14 protein-coding genes are annotated in these 19712 nt (G+C 39.0%); 8 read left to right on the forward strand and 6 right to left on the reverse strand.

Going from position 1 to position 19712, the window contains the following annotated elements; translation table 11 throughout:
- The first annotated feature begins 182 nt into the window (after nucleotides 1–182).
- The gene (locus B3139_RS20065) at nucleotides 183–779 is read left to right on the forward strand and encodes a ribonuclease HII (RefSeq protein WP_209582056.1); all 597 of its coding nucleotides are present in this window, start codon (nucleotides 183–185) and stop codon (nucleotides 777–779) included.
- Between the two features lie 30 nt (nucleotides 780–809).
- Here the strand turns inward: B3139_RS20065 and B3139_RS20070 are convergent, their stop codons facing one another.
- From B3139_RS20070 to B3139_RS20090, 5 genes are all read right to left on the reverse strand, one after another.
- Nucleotides 810–3290: a YfhO family protein gene (locus tag B3139_RS20070; protein ID WP_293885261.1), complete on the reverse strand. Its 2481-nt coding sequence runs from the start codon at nucleotides 3288–3290 to the stop codon at nucleotides 810–812.
- A 322-nt stretch (nucleotides 3291–3612) separates the two neighbouring features.
- A complete protein-coding gene (locus B3139_RS20075; RefSeq protein ID WP_209582059.1) occupies nucleotides 3613–3933 on the reverse strand; it encodes a YbjQ family protein in 321 nt (106 codons plus the stop codon).
- 2 nt (nucleotides 3934–3935) lie between these two features.
- Entirely contained in the window at nucleotides 3936–4622 is a 687-nt protein-coding gene (locus tag B3139_RS20080) for a potassium channel family protein (RefSeq protein WP_293885263.1), read from the reverse strand.
- A 126-nt stretch (nucleotides 4623–4748) separates the two neighbouring features.
- Complete coding sequence (locus B3139_RS20085; protein WP_293885264.1) at nucleotides 4749–6539, reverse strand: TrkH family potassium uptake protein; 1791 nt, start codon at nucleotides 6537–6539, stop codon at nucleotides 4749–4751.
- 118 nt (nucleotides 6540–6657) lie between these two features.
- Complete coding sequence (locus tag B3139_RS20090) at nucleotides 6658–8553, reverse strand: hypothetical protein (RefSeq protein WP_293885266.1); 1896 nt, start codon at nucleotides 8551–8553, stop codon at nucleotides 6658–6660.
- A 95-nt stretch (nucleotides 8554–8648) separates the two neighbouring features.
- Between B3139_RS20090 and B3139_RS20095 the strand changes: the two genes are divergently transcribed.
- Complete coding sequence (locus B3139_RS20095) at nucleotides 8649–9686, forward strand: hypothetical protein (protein ID WP_293885267.1); 1038 nt, start codon at nucleotides 8649–8651, stop codon at nucleotides 9684–9686.
- The gene (locus B3139_RS20100; RefSeq protein ID WP_293885268.1) at nucleotides 9652–12081 is read left to right on the forward strand and encodes a hypothetical protein; all 2430 of its coding nucleotides are present in this window, start codon (nucleotides 9652–9654) and stop codon (nucleotides 12079–12081) included. The genes B3139_RS20095 and B3139_RS20100 overlap by 35 nt, the downstream gene beginning before the upstream one ends.
- A 140-nt stretch (nucleotides 12082–12221) precedes the next feature.
- Here the strand turns inward: B3139_RS20100 and rsgA are convergent, their stop codons facing one another.
- Nucleotides 12222–13142: a ribosome small subunit-dependent GTPase A gene (gene rsgA / locus B3139_RS20105; RefSeq protein WP_293885269.1), complete on the reverse strand. Its 921-nt coding sequence runs from the start codon at nucleotides 13140–13142 to the stop codon at nucleotides 12222–12224.
- A 107-nt stretch (nucleotides 13143–13249) separates the two neighbouring features.
- Between rsgA and polA the strand changes: the two genes are divergently transcribed.
- The 5 genes from polA (at nucleotide 13250) to B3139_RS20130 (ending at nucleotide 19702) form a co-directional block, all read left to right on the forward strand.
- Complete coding sequence (gene polA / locus B3139_RS20110; RefSeq protein WP_293885270.1) at nucleotides 13250–16051, forward strand: DNA polymerase I; 2802 nt, start codon at nucleotides 13250–13252, stop codon at nucleotides 16049–16051.
- A gap of 4 nt (nucleotides 16052–16055) precedes the next feature.
- Nucleotides 16056–17186, forward strand: a complete 1131-nt coding sequence (locus tag B3139_RS20115) for a toxin-antitoxin system YwqK family antitoxin (protein ID WP_293885271.1) — start codon at nucleotides 16056–16058, stop codon at nucleotides 17184–17186.
- 24 nt (nucleotides 17187–17210) lie between these two features.
- Nucleotides 17211–17864, forward strand: coding sequence for a phosphatidylserine decarboxylase family protein (locus B3139_RS20120; RefSeq protein ID WP_209582081.1), 654 nt, complete (start codon nucleotides 17211–17213; stop codon nucleotides 17862–17864).
- Nucleotides 17865–17927: 63 nt separating this feature from the next.
- On the forward strand, nucleotides 17928–18965 hold the full coding sequence (locus B3139_RS20125) for a sensor histidine kinase (RefSeq protein ID WP_209582084.1): 1038 nt from the start codon (nucleotides 17928–17930) through the stop codon (nucleotides 18963–18965).
- Between the two features lie 89 nt (nucleotides 18966–19054).
- Nucleotides 19055–19702: a DUF47 domain-containing protein gene (locus B3139_RS20130; protein ID WP_209582087.1), complete on the forward strand. Its 648-nt coding sequence runs from the start codon at nucleotides 19055–19057 to the stop codon at nucleotides 19700–19702.
- Nucleotides 19703–19712: the final 10 nt, after the last annotated feature.

The raw sequence follows: 19712 nt of genomic DNA on the forward strand, positions 1-19712 counted from the left end.
AAAATAAGAAACCACCCTTTATTGTATGATTGAAATTATTACAATTCATAGTATGGTGCTCCAAATTCTTACAAAAAAAGGTATTATTAGTGTTAATTAATGTAAATGGGCGATCTTCACACAGAAGTTACAATAGATAACTCTAAATTTATTTGTACTTTCGGCTATTTTAAAGACTGAACATGCTATTATCATATTATCAGGAAGAGTGGATAGAGGCTGGCTGTGATGAAGCGGGCCGGGGTTGTTTGGCAGGACCTGTTTTCGCTGCCGCGGTGATTTTCCCGACAGACTATCATCACGAGCTGCTTAATGATTCCAAACAACTAAGCGAGAAAAAAAGAATGGCACTACGGCCGATTATTGAACGTGAAGCCCTTGCTTATGCGGTTGCCAGTGTCTCAGCGGAAGAGATCGATCGCATAAATATTCACAATGCGAGCTACTTAGCAATGCACAAAGCTCTTGATCTCTTGAAGACAAAAGCGGAGTATATCATTGTCGATGGCAATAGGTTTATTCCTTATCAGCAAATTCCGCATACTTGTATTGTCAAGGGCGATGGCAAGTACCTATCCATCGCCGCAGCTTCAATTCTGGCCAAAACTTATCGCGATGAGTATATGAACAACATCGCTTTAGCATATCCAGATTACGACTGGCTCAACAACAAAGGGTATCCAACAATTAAGCACAGAACAGCTGTATTGGCACACGGCTCTACACCGCATCATAGAAAGAGCTTTAGAATAACCGATCCGCAGCTCAAATTATTCTAAAGCTCTAAAATGCTTAAAAAAGGAACAGCTTTAAACCGCTGTTTCCTTTTGATTTCGTTTAAACGTGAGATAAAGCGCTGCTCCTATTCCTGCAACAAGAATGAAGGAGGAGATCAAAGTCAATAGATTCCCCATTTTGTGCGACTCTGGATCAAAGATGAATTCAACTTTATGATTACCTGCCGGCAACTGTAAGGCTCTCAGGATATAGTCTGCACGAATGATAGGCGTTTCCTTCCCATCCACATATGCTTTCCACCCTTTATCATAAAATACTTCCGAAAATACAGCAAATGCATCATTTGTTGCAGTATATTCATATTGCATTTTATCCGGATGGTAAGACGTTAGCTTAATCTGGCCAGTTGTTGAAGCACTCGAAGTCTTCGCTTTAATTTCATTCTGATATTGTTGATTGACGAAAGCCTCTTTACGGGGATCAAAAGAACTGATTGCCTGCATTTCCTCTGCATTCCCTTTTACAAAATTTACCTTATCGACAAACCATGCATTTCCTGCAGCTGTGCTTCTTCTAACGATACGTTGGGACTGATTCTGAGGATCTGTCGTAATCAAATAACGTACGTTAAACATGTCTAGAACATCTTCATTCAGCGCCCCATTAAATTGATTTTCCAAAATTTCCTGAAAGCGCATCAATTTTGCAGCATGATATCCTCCCAGCGATTTATGGAAATAAGAGGGTCGCGCATCCGAAAATGGATCAGACGTCAGATCAAGTACGCGGTAACTTAAATCTTTATCCATTAATATCAATTGATCTACCTCACGTTGCTGGAATACCTGTTGTGCAGTAGTTCCTTTATCCATAAACGATTTATCATTTAAGAAACGTTTATCAATACTCCATAAATCAAACAGGAACAACACCAATAATGCCCCTAATAATATCCCCTCGCTTAACTTTTTCTTTAGAAATATCCATACAAAACCGAATGTTAATAGGATAATGAAAAAAGAACGATAGGCATCTTTGCTCGCAATATCTTTGCGGTCTAGCACTAACTGGTTTGCTAATTCTGTTGCAAAGGCTTTATCGCCTATATTGTGCTCTAACATCTCTATCAGATTGCTATGTCCGGCGTTTCTAAAGTTTAAAAATAGATCGGGCATAATAGCAATCAACAAACAGAACCCACCAACTCCAATAAAGGTATACAGAACTTTTTTATCTAAGTTGGGGATTTCCTTCGCACGTATCAAAAGCTCGTTGACAGCCATAATTGCCATCATAGGTACCGTAATAGAAACCAAAACCAAGATGGATTCAACCGCCCTAAACTTATTATACATCGGGAAATAATCAAAGAAAAGATCCGATACAAGTGTAAAATTTCTTCCAAATGAAAGTAGCAATGCTAGAATGGTTGTTGCCAGAATCCACCACTTGAACCGGTCTTTGACAATAACAAGACCTAAAACAAATAGGAAAAAGATCCCAGCGCCAAAATACCATGGCCCTGAGGTAAAGCGCTTATCACCCCAATAGGTTGGCATGCCTTCTGCAAACTGCCCCGCCTGGACTTCCGACACCCCTCCCTTTTCCATTAAAAACTTAGCCACATGTGACTTCTCGTTCAACTGCCCGCCAGTCGAACCGCCATAGGCATTAGGAATCAAAAAGGTAATCGTCTCACCAATTCCTTGGCTCCACTCATAAGCATACTCTTTATCAAGCCCCTTCTCTTTGGTATTGGCATTATCAACCTTTGTGATATTGGCATGCCCACGGGTACTTAATTTACTATACTCCCAAGTAGGCAATAAAATAGATGCATTGACCATCAAAGCGATGACAACTGCAAAAACCTGCCTCCCGGAGGCAATAAAAAACGCCTTCAGTTGATTTTGTTTCAGCGCATCTATGAATGTAAAAATCACATATACCATAAGAAGCATCAACAGATAATAGGTCGTTTGCAAGTGATTGACACGAATTTCAAGGGAAAGAAACAAGGCTAACAATACAGGGCCCCACAGCTTACTTCCGCGATAACACATAATGACCGCGGCGATAACAGGCGGAATAAATGCAATTGCATTCGCACGAGTGATGTGCCCGGCCTCGATATAGATAAAATTGTAGGATGTAAAGGCTATGGCTACAGCGCCAACCGCAGCCAGCCAGGGCTTGATGCGTAACACGCTAAAGAGAAAATAAGCTCCCAACAAATAGAACAGAACCGTATCCATTGGGCTGGGAAAGGCGAACTTGACGGCTTTTAAGAAATAGGTACCAATATTATTTTCATTTTCTTGCCAAATTTGATAGGTTGGCATCCCCCCGAACATGGAATTTGTCCATAAAGGCGCTTGTCCATCCTTCGCTTTAAAATCAAATAATTCCTTCTGCGCCGCTTGTGCTTGTACCACATCCGACTGAGCGAGTGTTTTACCTTGCCAAACAGGAGTAAAATAAAAAAATACCAGCACAATGAATATCGCTATAACAATCAAATGAGCCGAATTTGCCTTAAACCAATTTTTCATCCGTATAAATTTGTCTTTAAAGTTGATGAAGCTATCTAATTTATTCAACTTACGATATAACTGTCCATTCGTCGTTCATATTCCATTGTATGTATGAACGCATTACACGTGATTCTGATAAATCCAGATGATTTCATTTATCCTCTTAGGTTGTTTAAAAGTCTTAAAAGCCAAACTTAGATAAATTTGGCTTTATATACAATTATAATTATCGCGTAGATTGCTAACAAGAGCGAGTTATACCTCTATTAACGCTGAATGCGCAATATGACTTCCTTCAATATCATTAAAAAGCCCTAACATTATTCAGGGCGTTGTGTATTTAAGATCGCATTTTAACAGCTGTTCCAGTCGCTCCTACCATCATCATGCCCCCTGTTCCAACCGTTTGAAAATCCAGTCGAACTCCAACAACAGCATCCGCGCCCAATGCGCGTGCACGGTCTTCAAGCTCACGTAGCGCCGCTTCTCGGGTCTCTTGAAATGCGCGTTCATAGGAATTGGATCTGCCGCCAAAAAAATCACGAAATCCGGCCATCATGTCTTTTATCGCATTTGCACCTAAAACTACTTCGGAAGAAACAATTCCCAAATAACGTTCAATTTGGTGCCCTTCGATAGTACTTGTTGTTGTCAATAACATATTTATTCTCCTTTTTGAATTAACTTATTAATATTGGATAGTTCGCCAAAAACAACCAAAATATCACCTTCTTCCATCATGGTTTCGGATATTGCTATTCCCGAAGCCTCTTTTTGCTCTTTTGTCACGCCATCTTTTTTCACGTCTGTGATCTTGACCGTAGTCAGTACAATGACTTTGTATATGTTGGTCAAGTTTGCTTCACGCAATGTCATGCCGACATAACGGGCCGGCACTTTAGTTTCTACAATAGAATATTTATCCGAAACCTTGAACGAATCAACGATATCGATATTATCCAATCGCATGGCTAGTCGTTCGGCAGCTTCTTCTTCGGGCATAATATACTCGTTGATTTCCATTGCCTCCAGAACAGTTTTTTGAAGATCTGAAACAATACGCCCAATGATCCGTTTTATTTTCAATTGCTTTAAGAGCGCTACAGTCATGAGTGACGCTCCTTCATCTTCCCCGATAGCTACAATAACAGCATGCGCATCTTTAAGCGGTAATGATGAAACCGCCTCTCGATCGGTTGTATCTAGACAAACCGTGTGTGTTATCTTGTCTTTTAACTGTTCAACGATACTGAGCTTTCGGTCGGCCCCAATCACCTCGTGGCCAAGTTCAGTTAGGTGTACCCCCAAAGAGCGTCCAAAATGCCCCAATCCTAAAACAATATACTTCATATCCCAAACTAAAATAAATTTACTGTTATTTCCAAGCTATATTTTGAAGTACAGCATTCTTTCGACCTATAGGCTAATTACTCTGATAAGTTAATCAAAAGTTCGTCAAAACGCTTCTCAGTCTATCTAAAACAAGATCTTTTCTTCCGGAAATACAATATTTCTCCGCTTTGAATTTTTAATGAAAGCGACCAACAAGGTTAGCATTCCCACCCGTCCAATGAGCATAGTTATAGCGATAATTAATTTACCGCCCATACTTAATGATGCCGTGATTCCTAAACTTAACCCACAGGTAGTATAGGCCGATAGTGCCTCAAACAGTAATGCTTTCATACTCTTATCTGGATCCGTAAAAATTAAAGAGAAGCAGCTACATCCGACAACAAATAGGGAAAGCAAGATAATTGCAAATGCTTTATGAACAGATTCATTGGCTATCCGTCTTTTGAAAATCTCGATGTATTCCTTTCCCTTAGCCAACGATATAATATTGATCAGTGACAAGGCCACTGTTGTTACTTTCACCCCACCTCCTGTCGATCCCGGAGAAGCTCCCACCCACATTAGAACCATAATGATAAAAACAGTAGGGGCAGTCACAAAACTCAGGTCGACACTATTGTATCCCGCTGAGCGTGCTGCATTAGCCATAAAAAAAGAAGTCGCCCATTCGCCTTCAAGCCCCTTTTCGAGAGAAAGTGTGTTTCCATGTTCCAAAAAATAAAAGAATAAAGTCGCTGCTACAATAATAACTGCGTTACATGCTAAGACCAACTTAGAATTGAAACTAAAATTCCAGGCTTTGTGTTTATAGCTTTTCTTTGTCACCCAGCGATGATAATAAAGCAGAATAGACTCTTTGATATAGGTGTAAAAATTTAATACAATTCCGAAGCCCAGGCCGCCAAGAATGAACAAGGCGGACAAAGCCAGTTGAAAAGGGTAGTTAAATTTATAGGTATCATTGGTAATTCCTCCTGATAGGATTGAAAAACCAGCATTACAGAAAGAAGATATGGAATGAAAGATCGAGAAGAAAACCATACTTCCCAAATTTGGAAAATTTGCACGTTCTAAAGTACTAAAAATGAGTATTGCGCCAAGAAACTCGAACAATAATGTTATAAATATCATTGTTAGTAGTGTCTTAATCACTGAGGCAACCTTATTTTCGCCTAAGATTTCACCAAACATCAACTGGTTCTTATAGGAAAATCCCCCGGAAAAAAAATAGCCAAAAAAGCCTGTGAAGGTCATAATTCCCAATCCGCCCACCTGTATTAGAATAATAACGACTGTCTGCCCGAACATACTAAAATTTGTTGAAATGTCGGCAACGGAAAGACCTGTAATACATACAGCACTCGTCGCCATAAATAATGCGTCAACGAAAGACAACGGAGCTTCCACTGTAGTCCTTGGCAGCATCAGCAATACTGTTCCAATTAAGATTAGCACCAGAAAACTTATGACAAACAGTATGGTTGGATTAAAATAAAAATTATCAAAGAAAAGGGTACTTTTGGACAGCTCGGCAATGAAAATTAAATAGATTCCCAAATAAATCCATTGTTCTCTGGAAAATACTGCGAGCGCTCCAAAACCCGAAAAACGCGCGATGAGAATAAATATAAAATAAGCGAGGATAACTATTCCCGAATAATGCTCCACGGCAATTTTTCGAAGCGCATAAATGGAGGACGATTCGCGTAGAGCGATCATAAAAAAGAGGATAAAAAAAAGATGATGGATAATTGTGCCCAACAACTCTCCCAGCACTTTGTCAGTGACATATCCCACATTAAAAATGACTATTGCAGCGCAAATCATGCTTGCATAAAACATGATTTTGTCCACAAGACCATTTTTGTACTTGAAAACAAATCGGATAAAACTTAAAATCGAATCTATCATGGTACCGTAAACTAGACAAATCTGCCAAAAAATACAAATCTATCTTCTATGCATGCCATAGCCACTGAATTCTCCATTCAATCAGCGCTTACGAAAGCTTTTCACGTGAAACGGACGATCAATTATCTGTACCTTCTTTTTCAAGTTCTTTTTCAGCCTTTTCACGATTACGCTTTCGTTTCTCTTCAATCTTTGCAGCCGCTTTGGCCTCATCTTCCTTCTCCTCCTGCAGGAGTTCTTCAGGAGTTTTATGTTTTTTAAATATACTTGAAATCATCTTTTTTGCCTTGCTCACTCCACTCACTACTTTTTCAACCTTTCCAGCGGTATTCATCAATTTGGCCTCACGTTCTGGGCCAAGACCGACACATTGTTTGATTCCAACCAATAAAGTCTGCCATAATGCTTTAAAAAACGGATGATTTGGGTCGCGCCGCTTATTAATATGCCCGACCGTATATTTTCCATACAAATCAGGATTACTGGGATTAAACAGCACCTGATTAATCATAAAAGAAAGCAGGCCTTTCTTTTCACGCCGCCCGTCGTCGCCGACCTCAGTCAGTATATTTACCTTGAGGTCGTCATAATCCATTTTAAATGTTCCTTTGCTCCGATAATCATTGGCAAAAATATCAAAACTGATCTGCTTTAGATTTCCAGATTTGACTTCAACATTCAACAATGGGCGAATCATCTTGTTTATTACAGGTAGGTCCATCTTTCCAAGCGTTCCTTTGTAGGTGTAAGCGCCCACTTTGGACGTCATATCAAATACAAAGTTGGTGTTTAGCCTACCTACATTCATAAAATTGCTGTGCAGATTTGCACGCATCAGCTTCTGCTTTTTCAATTTGGTCGAGTCGTTCGTAACATTAGATATTGTACCATAAGTATGGTCGAATGTAATTGTACCAATCTGACTGTATTCATCGCTCATTTCGGAATACGAAATACCCATATTTTCGAGGATTAATGAATCAATTCCCATTCGTGTTGATATTTTCATCAACTTCATGTGCGGAGCATGTCCAATATGGCTGGTCGGCGCGCTTTTATAATGCTTGTCACTATAAATCGAAAGTGTCCCATTTTTAACAAGCGCATGCTTTGTGTATACTTTCTTATCACGGGAAAGCGCTGCAAAATTGAAGCCTGTCAGGAGCAAGGTATCCATTTTTAATACCACATAACTTCCTCCTTCACCTTTCTTCCTGTAATAGGCAGCTTTATTCAATGTTGGCTGATAGGCAACTTTTGTTAACAGCACATTCCGGCTTTTACTATTGATTTTCAACTGATCAAAGTTCACCTTATAAAAACCATCCGGAGTTTTATACGTAAAACCAGGTACTTGAATATCCACCATTTTACTGTGATAAAAGCGTTGGCTATCTTGTTCGGAAGTCGAATCTATTAATACATCATCTATTCGGACCATTACCTTTTTGATCTCAAAATTCTGACGAACTCCCTTTTGGATCTGCGTATATTTAAAATCAATATTATTTAGGTTAACCGCCTCCACTTGAATTTTTTTAAGATTGTCTTTTATCTTCTCATAAAGCGGCTTTTTGGGCCCGCTGCTGACCGTATCATTGTAGCTATGCACCTCATTGATCACATGGATCTTTGGCGTTTCCACAGTAATATCATGTAAGAAAAGCTCCTTGTCCATCAGAACCCTCCGGATACCGAAGCTTTTTATTTTTAATCTATTTACCGCGATCTCAAAGCGATTGTCGGGCGCTTTTTGTGCCAATACGAGTTTTCTATAAACTGTGCTATCTGGGACGAGATGTAAATTATCTATTGTTACATTTCCAAGTACTAAATTAACATGGATATCATCGTATTGTATCGAATACAGACTGTCTGTTGCCTGTGACACCAATTGTTTGAGTTTTGTGTCCAAAAGTGGCTTCCACTTGTGGCTAAAATACCAAATACCGCCAGCCAAAACCAACAGGATAAATGCTATAACACCAAGGATCCATTTTAAAATAGGCTTCATAAAGTCATGATCTCTTCGTAATTTCGTCTTTATTTTATTGAATAACAAACAAAATTAATCGCATTTTGTTTGACATACGACTAAATAAAGCGAATATGCTGCGTAAAACACAACTATTTTTATTTCTTGTACCATCCACATTACTTTTTTTAATATCCTGTTCTAAAACATCGCATGACACAGGTTTTTATTTTTGGAAGACTGTATTTCAGTTAGATACTGTAGAAAATCGCGCGCTAGAGGAAATTAAAGCGCAATCTATTTATGTGAGAATAATGGATATTGACTTTGACCCTTCGGGTGTACAGGCCGTTCCTATTAGTCCAATTACCTTTACCCAACCTGTACCAAAGGAGCAGCAGGTAATCCCCGTCGTGTTTGTCAACCAGCGTATTTTTACGGAAATGGATAGCCTTCAGATTAGGGGATTGGCTAATAAAATTGTACCATTTATTGTAGCCAAGATAAAACAGGCAGGAAAGGAGAATTTCAAGGAACTCCAATTGGATTGCGACTGGACAAAAACTTCGCGTGATAAATTCTTTTATCTTCTCACCTACTTACAGCAGCTACCCGCATTGAAAGACATTCTAGTAAGCTCAACATTAAGACTACATCAGGTCAAAAACATAGTCACGAGTGGAGTACCCCCCGTCCGGAAAGTAATGTTGATGTGTTATAACATGGGAAATCTGAGACAATTTGGCCCTCAGAATTCCATTATAAACCAAAAAGATCTGAAAACCTATCTCAGCGGAACATTACACAATTACCCTATTGAGATGGACATTGCTTTACCCATATTTCAATGGTTTGTAGTCTTTAGAAATAATAATTATATCGGCATTTCAAAACATATCAGTGAAGAAGAGATAAAAGACGCTTCTTTATTCACCCATAACCCCAATACCAATCTTTATATTTTAACAAAAGATCTTCCTAAAGCCAATCTCAAAAAAGATGATATAATCCGATTTGAGTCCGTAAACCAGGAAGATCTCTTACAAACGGCAAAATTTTTGAAGGGAGAATTAAAAGGAAAAGAACATCGGATTATTTTTTATCACTTAGATCAAGCTACACTAGCAAACCATAGCAATGCCGAATTACAAAAAATTATTGCTGCTTTCTAGCACAACACTTGCTTTCTTCTTCGGAGAGATAGCAACTAATATCGCCTGCGGTCCAGAAATAGACCCTTATGATAATCAAACGACCTATTACTTGCCGCATCTTGAGGACAATGGATTTTCGGCTTTTCAATTTATACCGTACCAATTTCTCTATAGTGATGAAGAGCCAGTCAAAGAAAGCCTGATTAATGCGGAGGCTTGGGTTAAGCATCTTGGACCGGCAGTAAAAGTTGGGGATGTCGAACAACTGATGTATAAGAGTAATACTGAAACGGCCAATTTGGCGAGCAACCAACAGAAATCTACTTGGTCAAACTTACCAGATTCTGTTCGTGGAAACACCTTCTTAAAGACGTTGATTGATGGAAAACATGAGGCAGAGCGGGCTTATTTTATATTTACCAAAAAACAGGAGCCTATTACTAATATACAACATAGTTATTGGGATCCTGATACACGAAATTTTAAAGAAATTATACAATTTGCCGAACTTGCCGAGCAGCAGATCGCCAAATACCCAAAAAATAGTTTCCTCTATATCCGCTACGCTTATCAGGCAGCCCGTTTATACCTATTTGGGCAAGAATATACCAAAAGTATGACCACCTATGAGAAGTATCTGCAGCCTGTAAAAGGGAACGATGCCATTCTCAATTGGGCACTGTCGAATTATGCCGGTGCTGTGCGAAAAAATGGTGATGGAGCAAAAGCTGCATACCTCTTTTCTAAACTCTTTACCATGAGTCCCGAACGACGTATATTGGCTTACTCCAATTTCCATTATATCCCTGCGAGTGATGCCGAGATTTTTCAATACGCCAAAAATGATGCAGACAAATTCAATATTAACGCCATTATAGGCTTCGGCAATAGCGGTCGTGCCCTGAAATATTTAAGCGAATGTTATCAGCTTGACCCAGCAAATACCATAAATGCAGTTTTACTAGGTCGCGAAGTCAACAAAATAGAAGCTGAAATGAACGAGTCTTTTTATCTCAATAGAGATAGCTATACCTATTATTCAAGAAATGAGGACAAAGGGGACGCCAAAAAATACCTGGATTCTGTTCGCACATTTGCCTTGCAGCTCTATCGTGATAAAAAATATGTGCAACCGCAATTAGGACTTATTACCGCTGCATACTTAAGCTGGATAAATAAGGAAAACACCTTGGCAAAGGAATATCTTTCAGAAATTAACGAATCCGACCTCAACCCCAAATTGGTTGACCAGCTTCAAATTACTCGTTTACTGACCCAACTGACGGACTGGCAAAATAGCAAGCAACTGGATGAGATCAAGTTGACCCAAACATTAACCTGGTTGGAAGAGAAGGCCAAACTTGACGGTAAAAATGACACTAGAAAACCAAGCTGGAGTTATAATGCTTTTGAACACAGCAACTATAGCTTGATATGCCGCAATATCTTACAAAACCTAGTGGTAAAACATTATCTAAATACCCAGGATACGGCTATGGCAAGCTTGGCAGCGGTGAAAGCTGACATCTTTTACAACTATGGTTTTGCGAAGGATTCACTGGAGGAAAATATGCAATGGTCAACCATGCATTTCTGGGAAAATAGCCTAACGCCCAAAACGTTACTAAAAATCAGAAACTTGCTCACGGATAACGGCCAGCAACAGACCTTATCCAAATTTTTGCTGAAAGATATCAAGCATTTCAATCGTGACTATCTCACAGAATTATTAGGAACGACGTATTTGCGGGAACTCGACTTTCAGAAAGCTGCTAAAACCCTAGCAGGGCTACCTAAAGATCATAAGAAAATGGAAATTAAGAATTGGTATAGCGAAGAGCAAGAAGACATCAAACCCAATCCATTTATTGTTACCATAAATGACTATCCTAAAAAATATGGGAGCGAATCCACCACGAAACTAAAGTATGCCGAACGCATGGCACGATTGGAAAATGCCCTAAAAACGGAAAAAGACAATCAGAAAAAAGCAGCGTATTATTTCCAGATGGCAACAGGAATCTATCAAACGAGCACCTATGGAAATGCATGGTCGATGGTGTCTTATGACTGGTCGTCTATAGATAATCATGCAGCTTCCACACTTCACTGGCAACGGAATTACCTGCAAACAAAATCAGCAAAAGAATGGTACAACAAGGCCCGTTCGCTCAGTACAGATAGGGATTTCAAAGCTAAATGCACTTTTATGCTCGCCAAATGTGAGCAGAAGGATTTTGTGTATACCAATGAGTCCCGTTGGCAATACTACGACTCGCCTTTAAAGAATCCATTCTATCGTTTTTCGATGCAAAATAAATATTTCAAGGAATTGGGAGCACAATACAAAGACACACCATTCTTTACAATCGCTTCGAGGGAGTGCACCTATCTTCGTGACTTTTTAAATTAACCCAATCCATCCGCTAGGCGTTTGTATTGGAATTTAATCACATGAATATAAATGGCTCCCCATCGATGCAGTGTTCCCAAAAAGTTAGCCACTTTTTGGGGCATTTTTTATGAATAAGAAAGAGAAGCCCTTTATGTTAATTACGCTCTGCTATCTTCATTATGGTACATACTGAGGTAACTATCGTAGCGCGAACTTTCGATCCGCTCTTTTTCCACAGCTTCCATGATAACACAGCCAGGTTCGTTGATATGTCTGCAATTATTAAATCGACACTGGTTCATCAAGGCACGCATCTCTGGAAAAAAATGGGATAGCTCTTGTTTCTCTATGTCAACAATGCCCAATTCACGAATGCCGGGCGTGTCAATCAGCTTCCCCCCGAAAGGCAGATCGAACATTTCAGCAAAAGTGGTCGTATGCTTTCCTTTGTCGGACCAGTCGGAGATTTCACCGGTCTTTAATCCATATGCTGGAACAATTGCATTGATTAATGTTGATTTACCAACTCCTGAATGTCCTGACACTAACGTTATTTTATCCTTAAGCAGTTCCTTGACCACGTCTATATTTGTCCCCGTTAACGCAGAGACTTCAAAGCAGGGATATCCGATACCTGTATAAATTGCCTTATAGTCTGCCAAAACCTCCAATCCTTCATCACTGAATAGATCCAATTTATTGAATATTATTACTGCCGGAATACCATATGCTTCTGTAGTCACTAAAAAACGATCAATAAATCCCAAGGAAGTCGGTGGAGAGGCCAAAGTCACCACCAGAAATGCCTGATCCAAATTTGCTCCTATAATCTGGGTTTGCTTGGAGAGATTGACAGACTTACGAATAATGTAATTCCGGCGAGGTTCTAATTCATGAATGACGGCACTTTCCTGATCCGGCTCCACCTCAAAATGAACCCAGTCTCCAACAGCAACAGGATTCGTTGTTTTTATCCCTTTGGTGCGAAACTTCCCTTTGATCCGACAATCGTATCTTCGATTATCTTCGCCCAAAACCTGATACCAACTACCTGTCGATTTAGTTACCAATCCTCTCATAACTCCTGCTGCATTAAATGTGTCATGCTGCAAAAATCGGAAAAATTTATTAAACTTACCCGTTAATGAATTTCTTACCTTTGCAATAGACACTAAAATTCAATTTTGTGAAAAAACTATTTCTTTTAGATGGAATGGCTCTTATATATAGAGCTTATTTTGCATTGAGCAAAACTCCCCGAATTACCTCAAATGGGTTAAATACAGGAGCAATCATGGGATTTACCAATACGCTTTTGGACGTATTGAAAAATCAGCAACCTTCTCATATAGCAGTAGTGTTTGACACCGCAGCTCCTACCGCCCGACATATTGAATTTGAAGCTTATAAAGCGCACCGTGAGTCTATGCCTGAGGACCTTGCGTCCTCTATTCCCTATATAAACCGTTTAATCGAAGGCTTCAATATCCCGATTATTACAATGGATGGGTATGAAGCAGATGATATTATCGGGACCTTAGCAAAAAAAGCTGAAAAACAAGATTTTAAGGTCTATTGCATGACACCGGATAAAGATTTTGGCCAGCTCGTATCGGACAATATCTTTATCTACAAACCTGCCCGTATGGGTAACGGAGCAGAGGTACAAGGTGTCAAAGAGATTTTGGAAAAATGGGAAGTTTCTGATGTCTGTCAAGTCATCGATATCCTCGGCCTTTGGGGTGACGCTGTAGACAATATACCGGGTATACCGGGCATCGGTGAGAAAACAGCAAAAAAACTTGTGCAGGAATACGGATCTGTCGAAGGCATTATTGCTAACGCGGATCAACTCAAAGGAAAAATGCGTGAAAACGTAGAAAACTTTGCTGAACAAGGACTTATCTCCAAAAAATTAGCTACCATTTTATTGGATGTACCAATTGACCTGGACGAAAAATCACTTGAGCTGGAAGATCCAAACAAAGAAATTCTTGAACCACTATTTGCGGAACTAGAATTCAGGACACTTGGAAAACGGGTTTTCGGCGAAGATTTCTCCGTTCTTGACAGAAGCGCCTCCACAACTGGCCAAATGGATTTATTTTCTACAACAGTAACTACCGTGACAACAACAGATGTCACTACTCAAGCAATCGTTGATAATACTGAAATAAATAACATCCATAATACGGCGCATGATTATATTTTGGCCGATACACAAGAAAAACAAAAAGAGCTTGCCGAAAAGCTGTCTTCTTTGAATAGTTTTTGTTTCGATACGGAAACGACAGGATTGGACGCTAATCTCGCGGACATCGTAGGCTTATCATTCTCCTTTGAAAATGCCAGAGCTTACTATATCCCCACTCCAGCAGACCGTGAAGGAGCACAAGCTGTAGTCGATATTTTTAAAACAGTATTTGAAAATCCGAACATCGAAAAAGTGGGACAAAATATTAAATATGATATTTTACTTTTGGCACGATACGGTGTAAAAGTAAAAGGGCCTCTTTTTGACACGATGGTTGCACATTATCTGATTGATCCAGATACCCGTCATGGTATGGACCTCCTCGCAGAAAATTATCTTAATTACAGTCCAGTATCCATCACTGAACTTATAGGGGAAAAAGGCAAGAAACAAGGAAATATGCGCGATGTGGAGATTGAAAAAATAAAGGAATATGCAGCCGAGGACGCAGATATCACATTACAGTTAAAAAATATATTTCAACCTCTCCTTATCGAGACCAACACCATAGAACTCGCTCAGGATGTTGAATTCCCATTAGTATATATACTCGCTGAAATTGAACGAAATGGTGTAAAAATTGACGTTCCGGCACTTGAAGAATTTTCAAAAACTTTGGAGCAGGATATCAAAAATCTAGAGGGATCTATTTTTGAGAAAGCAGGTGTAAATTTCAACATTGCTTCTCCAAAACAACTGGGTGAAGTTTTATTCGACAAACTCCAGTTGGATCCCAAAGCGAAAAAAACAAAAACGGGCCAGTACAAAACGGGAGAAGATGTATTATTAGCATTAGCTCATAAATCAGACATCGTTCAAGATATTTTAAACTTCAGGCAAATGCAAAAACTAAAATCAACTTACGTTGATGCGCTGCCAGAGTTAATAAACCCCGAAACAGGATTAATTCACACATCTTACAATCAAGCTGTTGCTGCAACTGGCCGTCTGAGCTCGACGAATCCGAATTTACAAAATATCCCGATACGTACCGAAAGAGGTAGAGAGGTAAGAAAAGCGTTTATTCCACGATCTGAAGAGCATGTGATTCTATCAGCCGATTATTCGCAAATTGAACTGCGCCTAATCGCCGAGTTAAGTAAAGATCAAAATATGATGGAGGCATTTAGTCAAGGACATGATATCCACCGGGCAACGGCCGCAAAAGTATACCATACTGATTTTGATGCCGTTACTTCCGAACAACGCCGCAATGCTAAAGCCGTTAACTTCGGTATTATATATGGTCAATCGGCATTTGGTCTTTCCCAAAATCTTGGCATATCACGCAAAGAAGCGTCTGATATTATCAACGAGTATTTTAACCAATATACAGGGATAAAAAGATATATGAGTGATGCGATCGAGTTTGCAAAAGAGAATGGTTATGTTGAAACAATTTTAAAGCGAAGGCGTTATCTTAGAGATATCAATTCGGCAAATATGACGGTTCGTGGATTTGCAGAAAGAAATGCTATTAATGCACCTATCCAGGGTTCGGCCGCAGATTTAATTAAACTTGCCATGATTGCCATTCAAAATGAAATTGAGCAGCAAGGCTTATCGGGTAAAATGATTATGCAGGTACATGATGAATTGGTTTTTGACATACCTAAAAGCGAAATACAGCTTTTTAAGGAAATCATACAGGATAAAATGACCAATGCAATCAAAACAAATGTACCATTGGTTGTAGAAATTGGAGAGGGCAAAAATTGGCTTGAAGCGCATTAATATTATGATTAAAAAACTCATCCATCTATTGTTATTCATTTCTGTGTGCATTTTTACAAACCTTCACGCACAGGATGAGAAGCCTGTATTCTACGAAAAATTAGATCAAGGGCTGATTCGTTTTTATTTCGACAAATACTACTATCTGGTTTCGAAAGAGTGCGAGTTTAAATCTATTGAGCGTGTTAGTAAATTCGACTTCACCAAACAGTCATTCGAAGGTGAATTTCGCGATTTTGCGCCCAATGGCAATAGAATACTCATCGGAACTTACACAGACGGTAAAAAAGAAGGTTTGTTTCAAGCTTATCATCCAAACGGCGTATTAAAATGGGAGGTAACTTTCCGAAATAATTTCCCTACTGGTGACTGGAAATATTACTATCCTGACGGAAAGCCGTTATTGACCGTCACTTATAGCGAGAAAGGCTACTTTATTAAAGATTACTGGGACAATAGGGGAAAGCAAGAGGTAATGGATGGTGAAGGTAATTATGAATTTTCCATTCCCTTTGAAGGCTTTACCGAATTTGGATTTGATTTTTACCTACATAAAGGAAAGGTGAAAAATGGCAAGCCCCAAGGAAACTGGAATACGTATTTTTACAATGTTGGCCAGCAGCCTGTGTATGCCATGACACAACGGTTTTTAAATGGTGTGCTTACGACAACGTATGATGACAATGGAGATCTTAACAACGAAGATTTTTTGTCGCTAAGCATCCTCCCTTATGACTATTTCATGCGGGCAGAACTATTCAACAGCAAATCGTGTAGCTTCGATGACTATGCTAACTTTTATGCTTTCCTCGCGAAACGTTTTAACGATAATCTCAATAAAAAGGGGATAGAAATTACCCGACAAGTAAACTTCTCTTATTTGGTGGAGGTAAAGAAAACAGGAATGGCTAATCTAAAAAACCTTAAGTTAGTTTCGGATTCGGGGAGTGAGTCTTTCGATGGAATCTTAAGCGGAATTGCAAAAGGCATTGATTTCTATTTTCCTACATATAAAGAGAATAAGCCACAGGATGACCTCATTAAAGTGTCTGGGAGTATTACGACGGGGAATGATGGAAAAGTATACAGCCATTCAATTAAAATTGAAAGACAAATAGACAATTCGAGTAAATAACTATCTTTGCAGAAATAAATAGATATGAAATTTCATAAAGAAGGATACACCACATTAGCAATCGCTGTACTTTTTATCTTTATTATCAATGCAGTTGCGGATTATTATGATGCTTCGCAGTATGTCAAATGGTTTATTTATGCGCTATCAGCATTCCTGTTTATTACAGTTGTTCAGTTCTTCAGAAGCCCTAAAAAAGTGTTCAACCCGGAAGACGGCATAATTCTTTGTCCGGCTGACGGGAAAGTTGTTGTTATCGAAGAAACCGAAGAAAATGAATATTTCCACGATAAACGTATTCAGGTTTCGATTTTTATGTCGCCAGTTAATGTACACGTTAACAGAAATCCTATTAGCGGTTTGGTTACATTCTTTAAATATCATCCTGGAAAATTTTTAGTGGCCTGGCATCCCAAATCATCCACAGATAACGAAAGAACAACGGTCGTTGTCAAAGATAAAGCAGGGAGAGAGGTTCTTTTCCGTCAAATTGCAGGAGCCCTAGCTCGCCGTATTGTATGGTATATAAAAGAAAAGGACGAAGTGGTGCAAGGTAATGAGTTTGGTTTTATCAAATTCGGTTCTCGCGTAGATTTATTCCTCCCTTTGGGCACTGAAATTAATGTCAACATTGGTGACAAGGTTATAGGTGCAAAAACAATTATTGGAAAATTTTAACAATTTATTAATATCATTATAAGTAACTTAGGCTCCAAATCAGGGGCCTTTTTTATTCAACAAATGAATTTTAGACAATTATTATTAGCAAACTCAGCAGCGGTTGGTGTTGCAATATCCACGATCAGCTTTTATTATAAACACGAGCTGCAGACAGCATTGATCATTTTCTTTGTCGCGGTGGTAACGAGTTTTCTTCTATTTAACTATCTATTTGAAAAATATATATATCGACGTCTCAACACGATGTATAAACTCATTCACAATCTCAAACTTGGCAAAGATCTTAAAGATGCTATTGGAGAACACATCAGCGAGGATCCTATTACAGATGCTGAAAACGAAGTCAAAGCATGGGCAAAAGATAAAAAAAACGAGATAGAACAATTAAAATCACAGGAAAAATTTCGAAGAGAGTTCCTATCCAATATTTCACATGAATTCAAAACACCACTCTTTGCTACACAGGGCTACATTGAGACGCTGCAGGACGGCCTTATGGAAGAGGATATGGAAATGGCAAAAAATTTCCTTAACAAAGCTGCCAGAAATCTCGATCGGCTAAATTATCTAATTCTGGATCTTGATGAGATATCCAAATTGGAATCTGGCAAAATGGTCCTTAATATTGAGAAATTTGATATTGTCGACCTGATCAAGGACACGACAGACTCCCTTGAAGACAAAGCCAAACAGCACAACATCAAAATCGAATTCAGACCAAAGGCCGGCACACCACACTGGGTGAAGGCAGACCGCAATAAAATACATCAGGTACTGTACAATCTGATAGACAACTCATTGAAATATGGTAAAGAAGGTGGCACAACAAAAATTAAGATTTTCCCATTATTTGAGCAGGTTCTAATCGAAATTACAGACGACGGCTATGGCATTGAGGAAAAAAATCTCAGCCGCGTATTTGAACGTTTTTTCCGAACTGACAAAAGCCGATCACGCGATATAGGAGGGTCTGGGTTAGGGTTAGCGATCGTTAAGCACATTGTTGAAGCACATCAGCAAAATGTCAATGTGCGCAGTACGGAAGGTATCGGAACCACTTTTGGCTTTACGTTACAAAAAGTACAAGCTGGTAACTAAACAATGATGACACTTTTGTGTTTAAACAAAATCAATGTTAACATTAACTTAACATTAAGGTATTACTTTTGTAAAAATAAATTTAAGATATGTCTTTAAATAGCATTTTTCAGTACTTCGTTCCAAAGGACAAAAAATTCTTCCCTTTGTTTGAACAAGCCGGCAACAATTTGATCGAGATGTCAAAGTTGTTAAAAGATATTGTTAACTCAAGCAATCCTGAGAAGAAAAAAGATTTTACGCGCAAGATGGAAGATTTGGAGCACAAGGGCGACAATATCACACATCAAATTCATTTGGAGTTAGGCAAGAATTTCATCACTCCTTTCGATCGCGAAGATATACACTCTTTGGCAAGTTCATTGGATGATGTGGCCGACTTTATTCATGGCGCTGCCAACAGAATGGACCTTTATAAGGTGGAAAAAGCTACTGAACCAATGATAGAAATTGCGGACTTATTGGTTGAAGCCACTGAACATGTGTCAAAAGCTATTCATGAGCTTAGAGACTTAAAAAACATTCGGAACATTACAGATTCATGCGTGCGTATCAACAGTGTTGAAAACAAAGCAGATTATATCTTTGATAAGGCTGTAGCTGACCTCTTTGAGTTTGAAAAGGATGCAATTTCATTAATTAAACACAAAGAAGTGTTGTCTGCAATGGAAGACGCAACGGATAAGTGTGAGGATGTTGCTAACGTATTAGAAAGCATTCTAGTTAAAAACGCATAATCATTCGATA

Origin of the sequence: Sphingobacterium sp. UBA1498, assembly GCF_002325125.1 — a bacterium.
GTDB lineage: Bacteria > Bacteroidota > Bacteroidia > Sphingobacteriales > Sphingobacteriaceae > Sphingobacterium.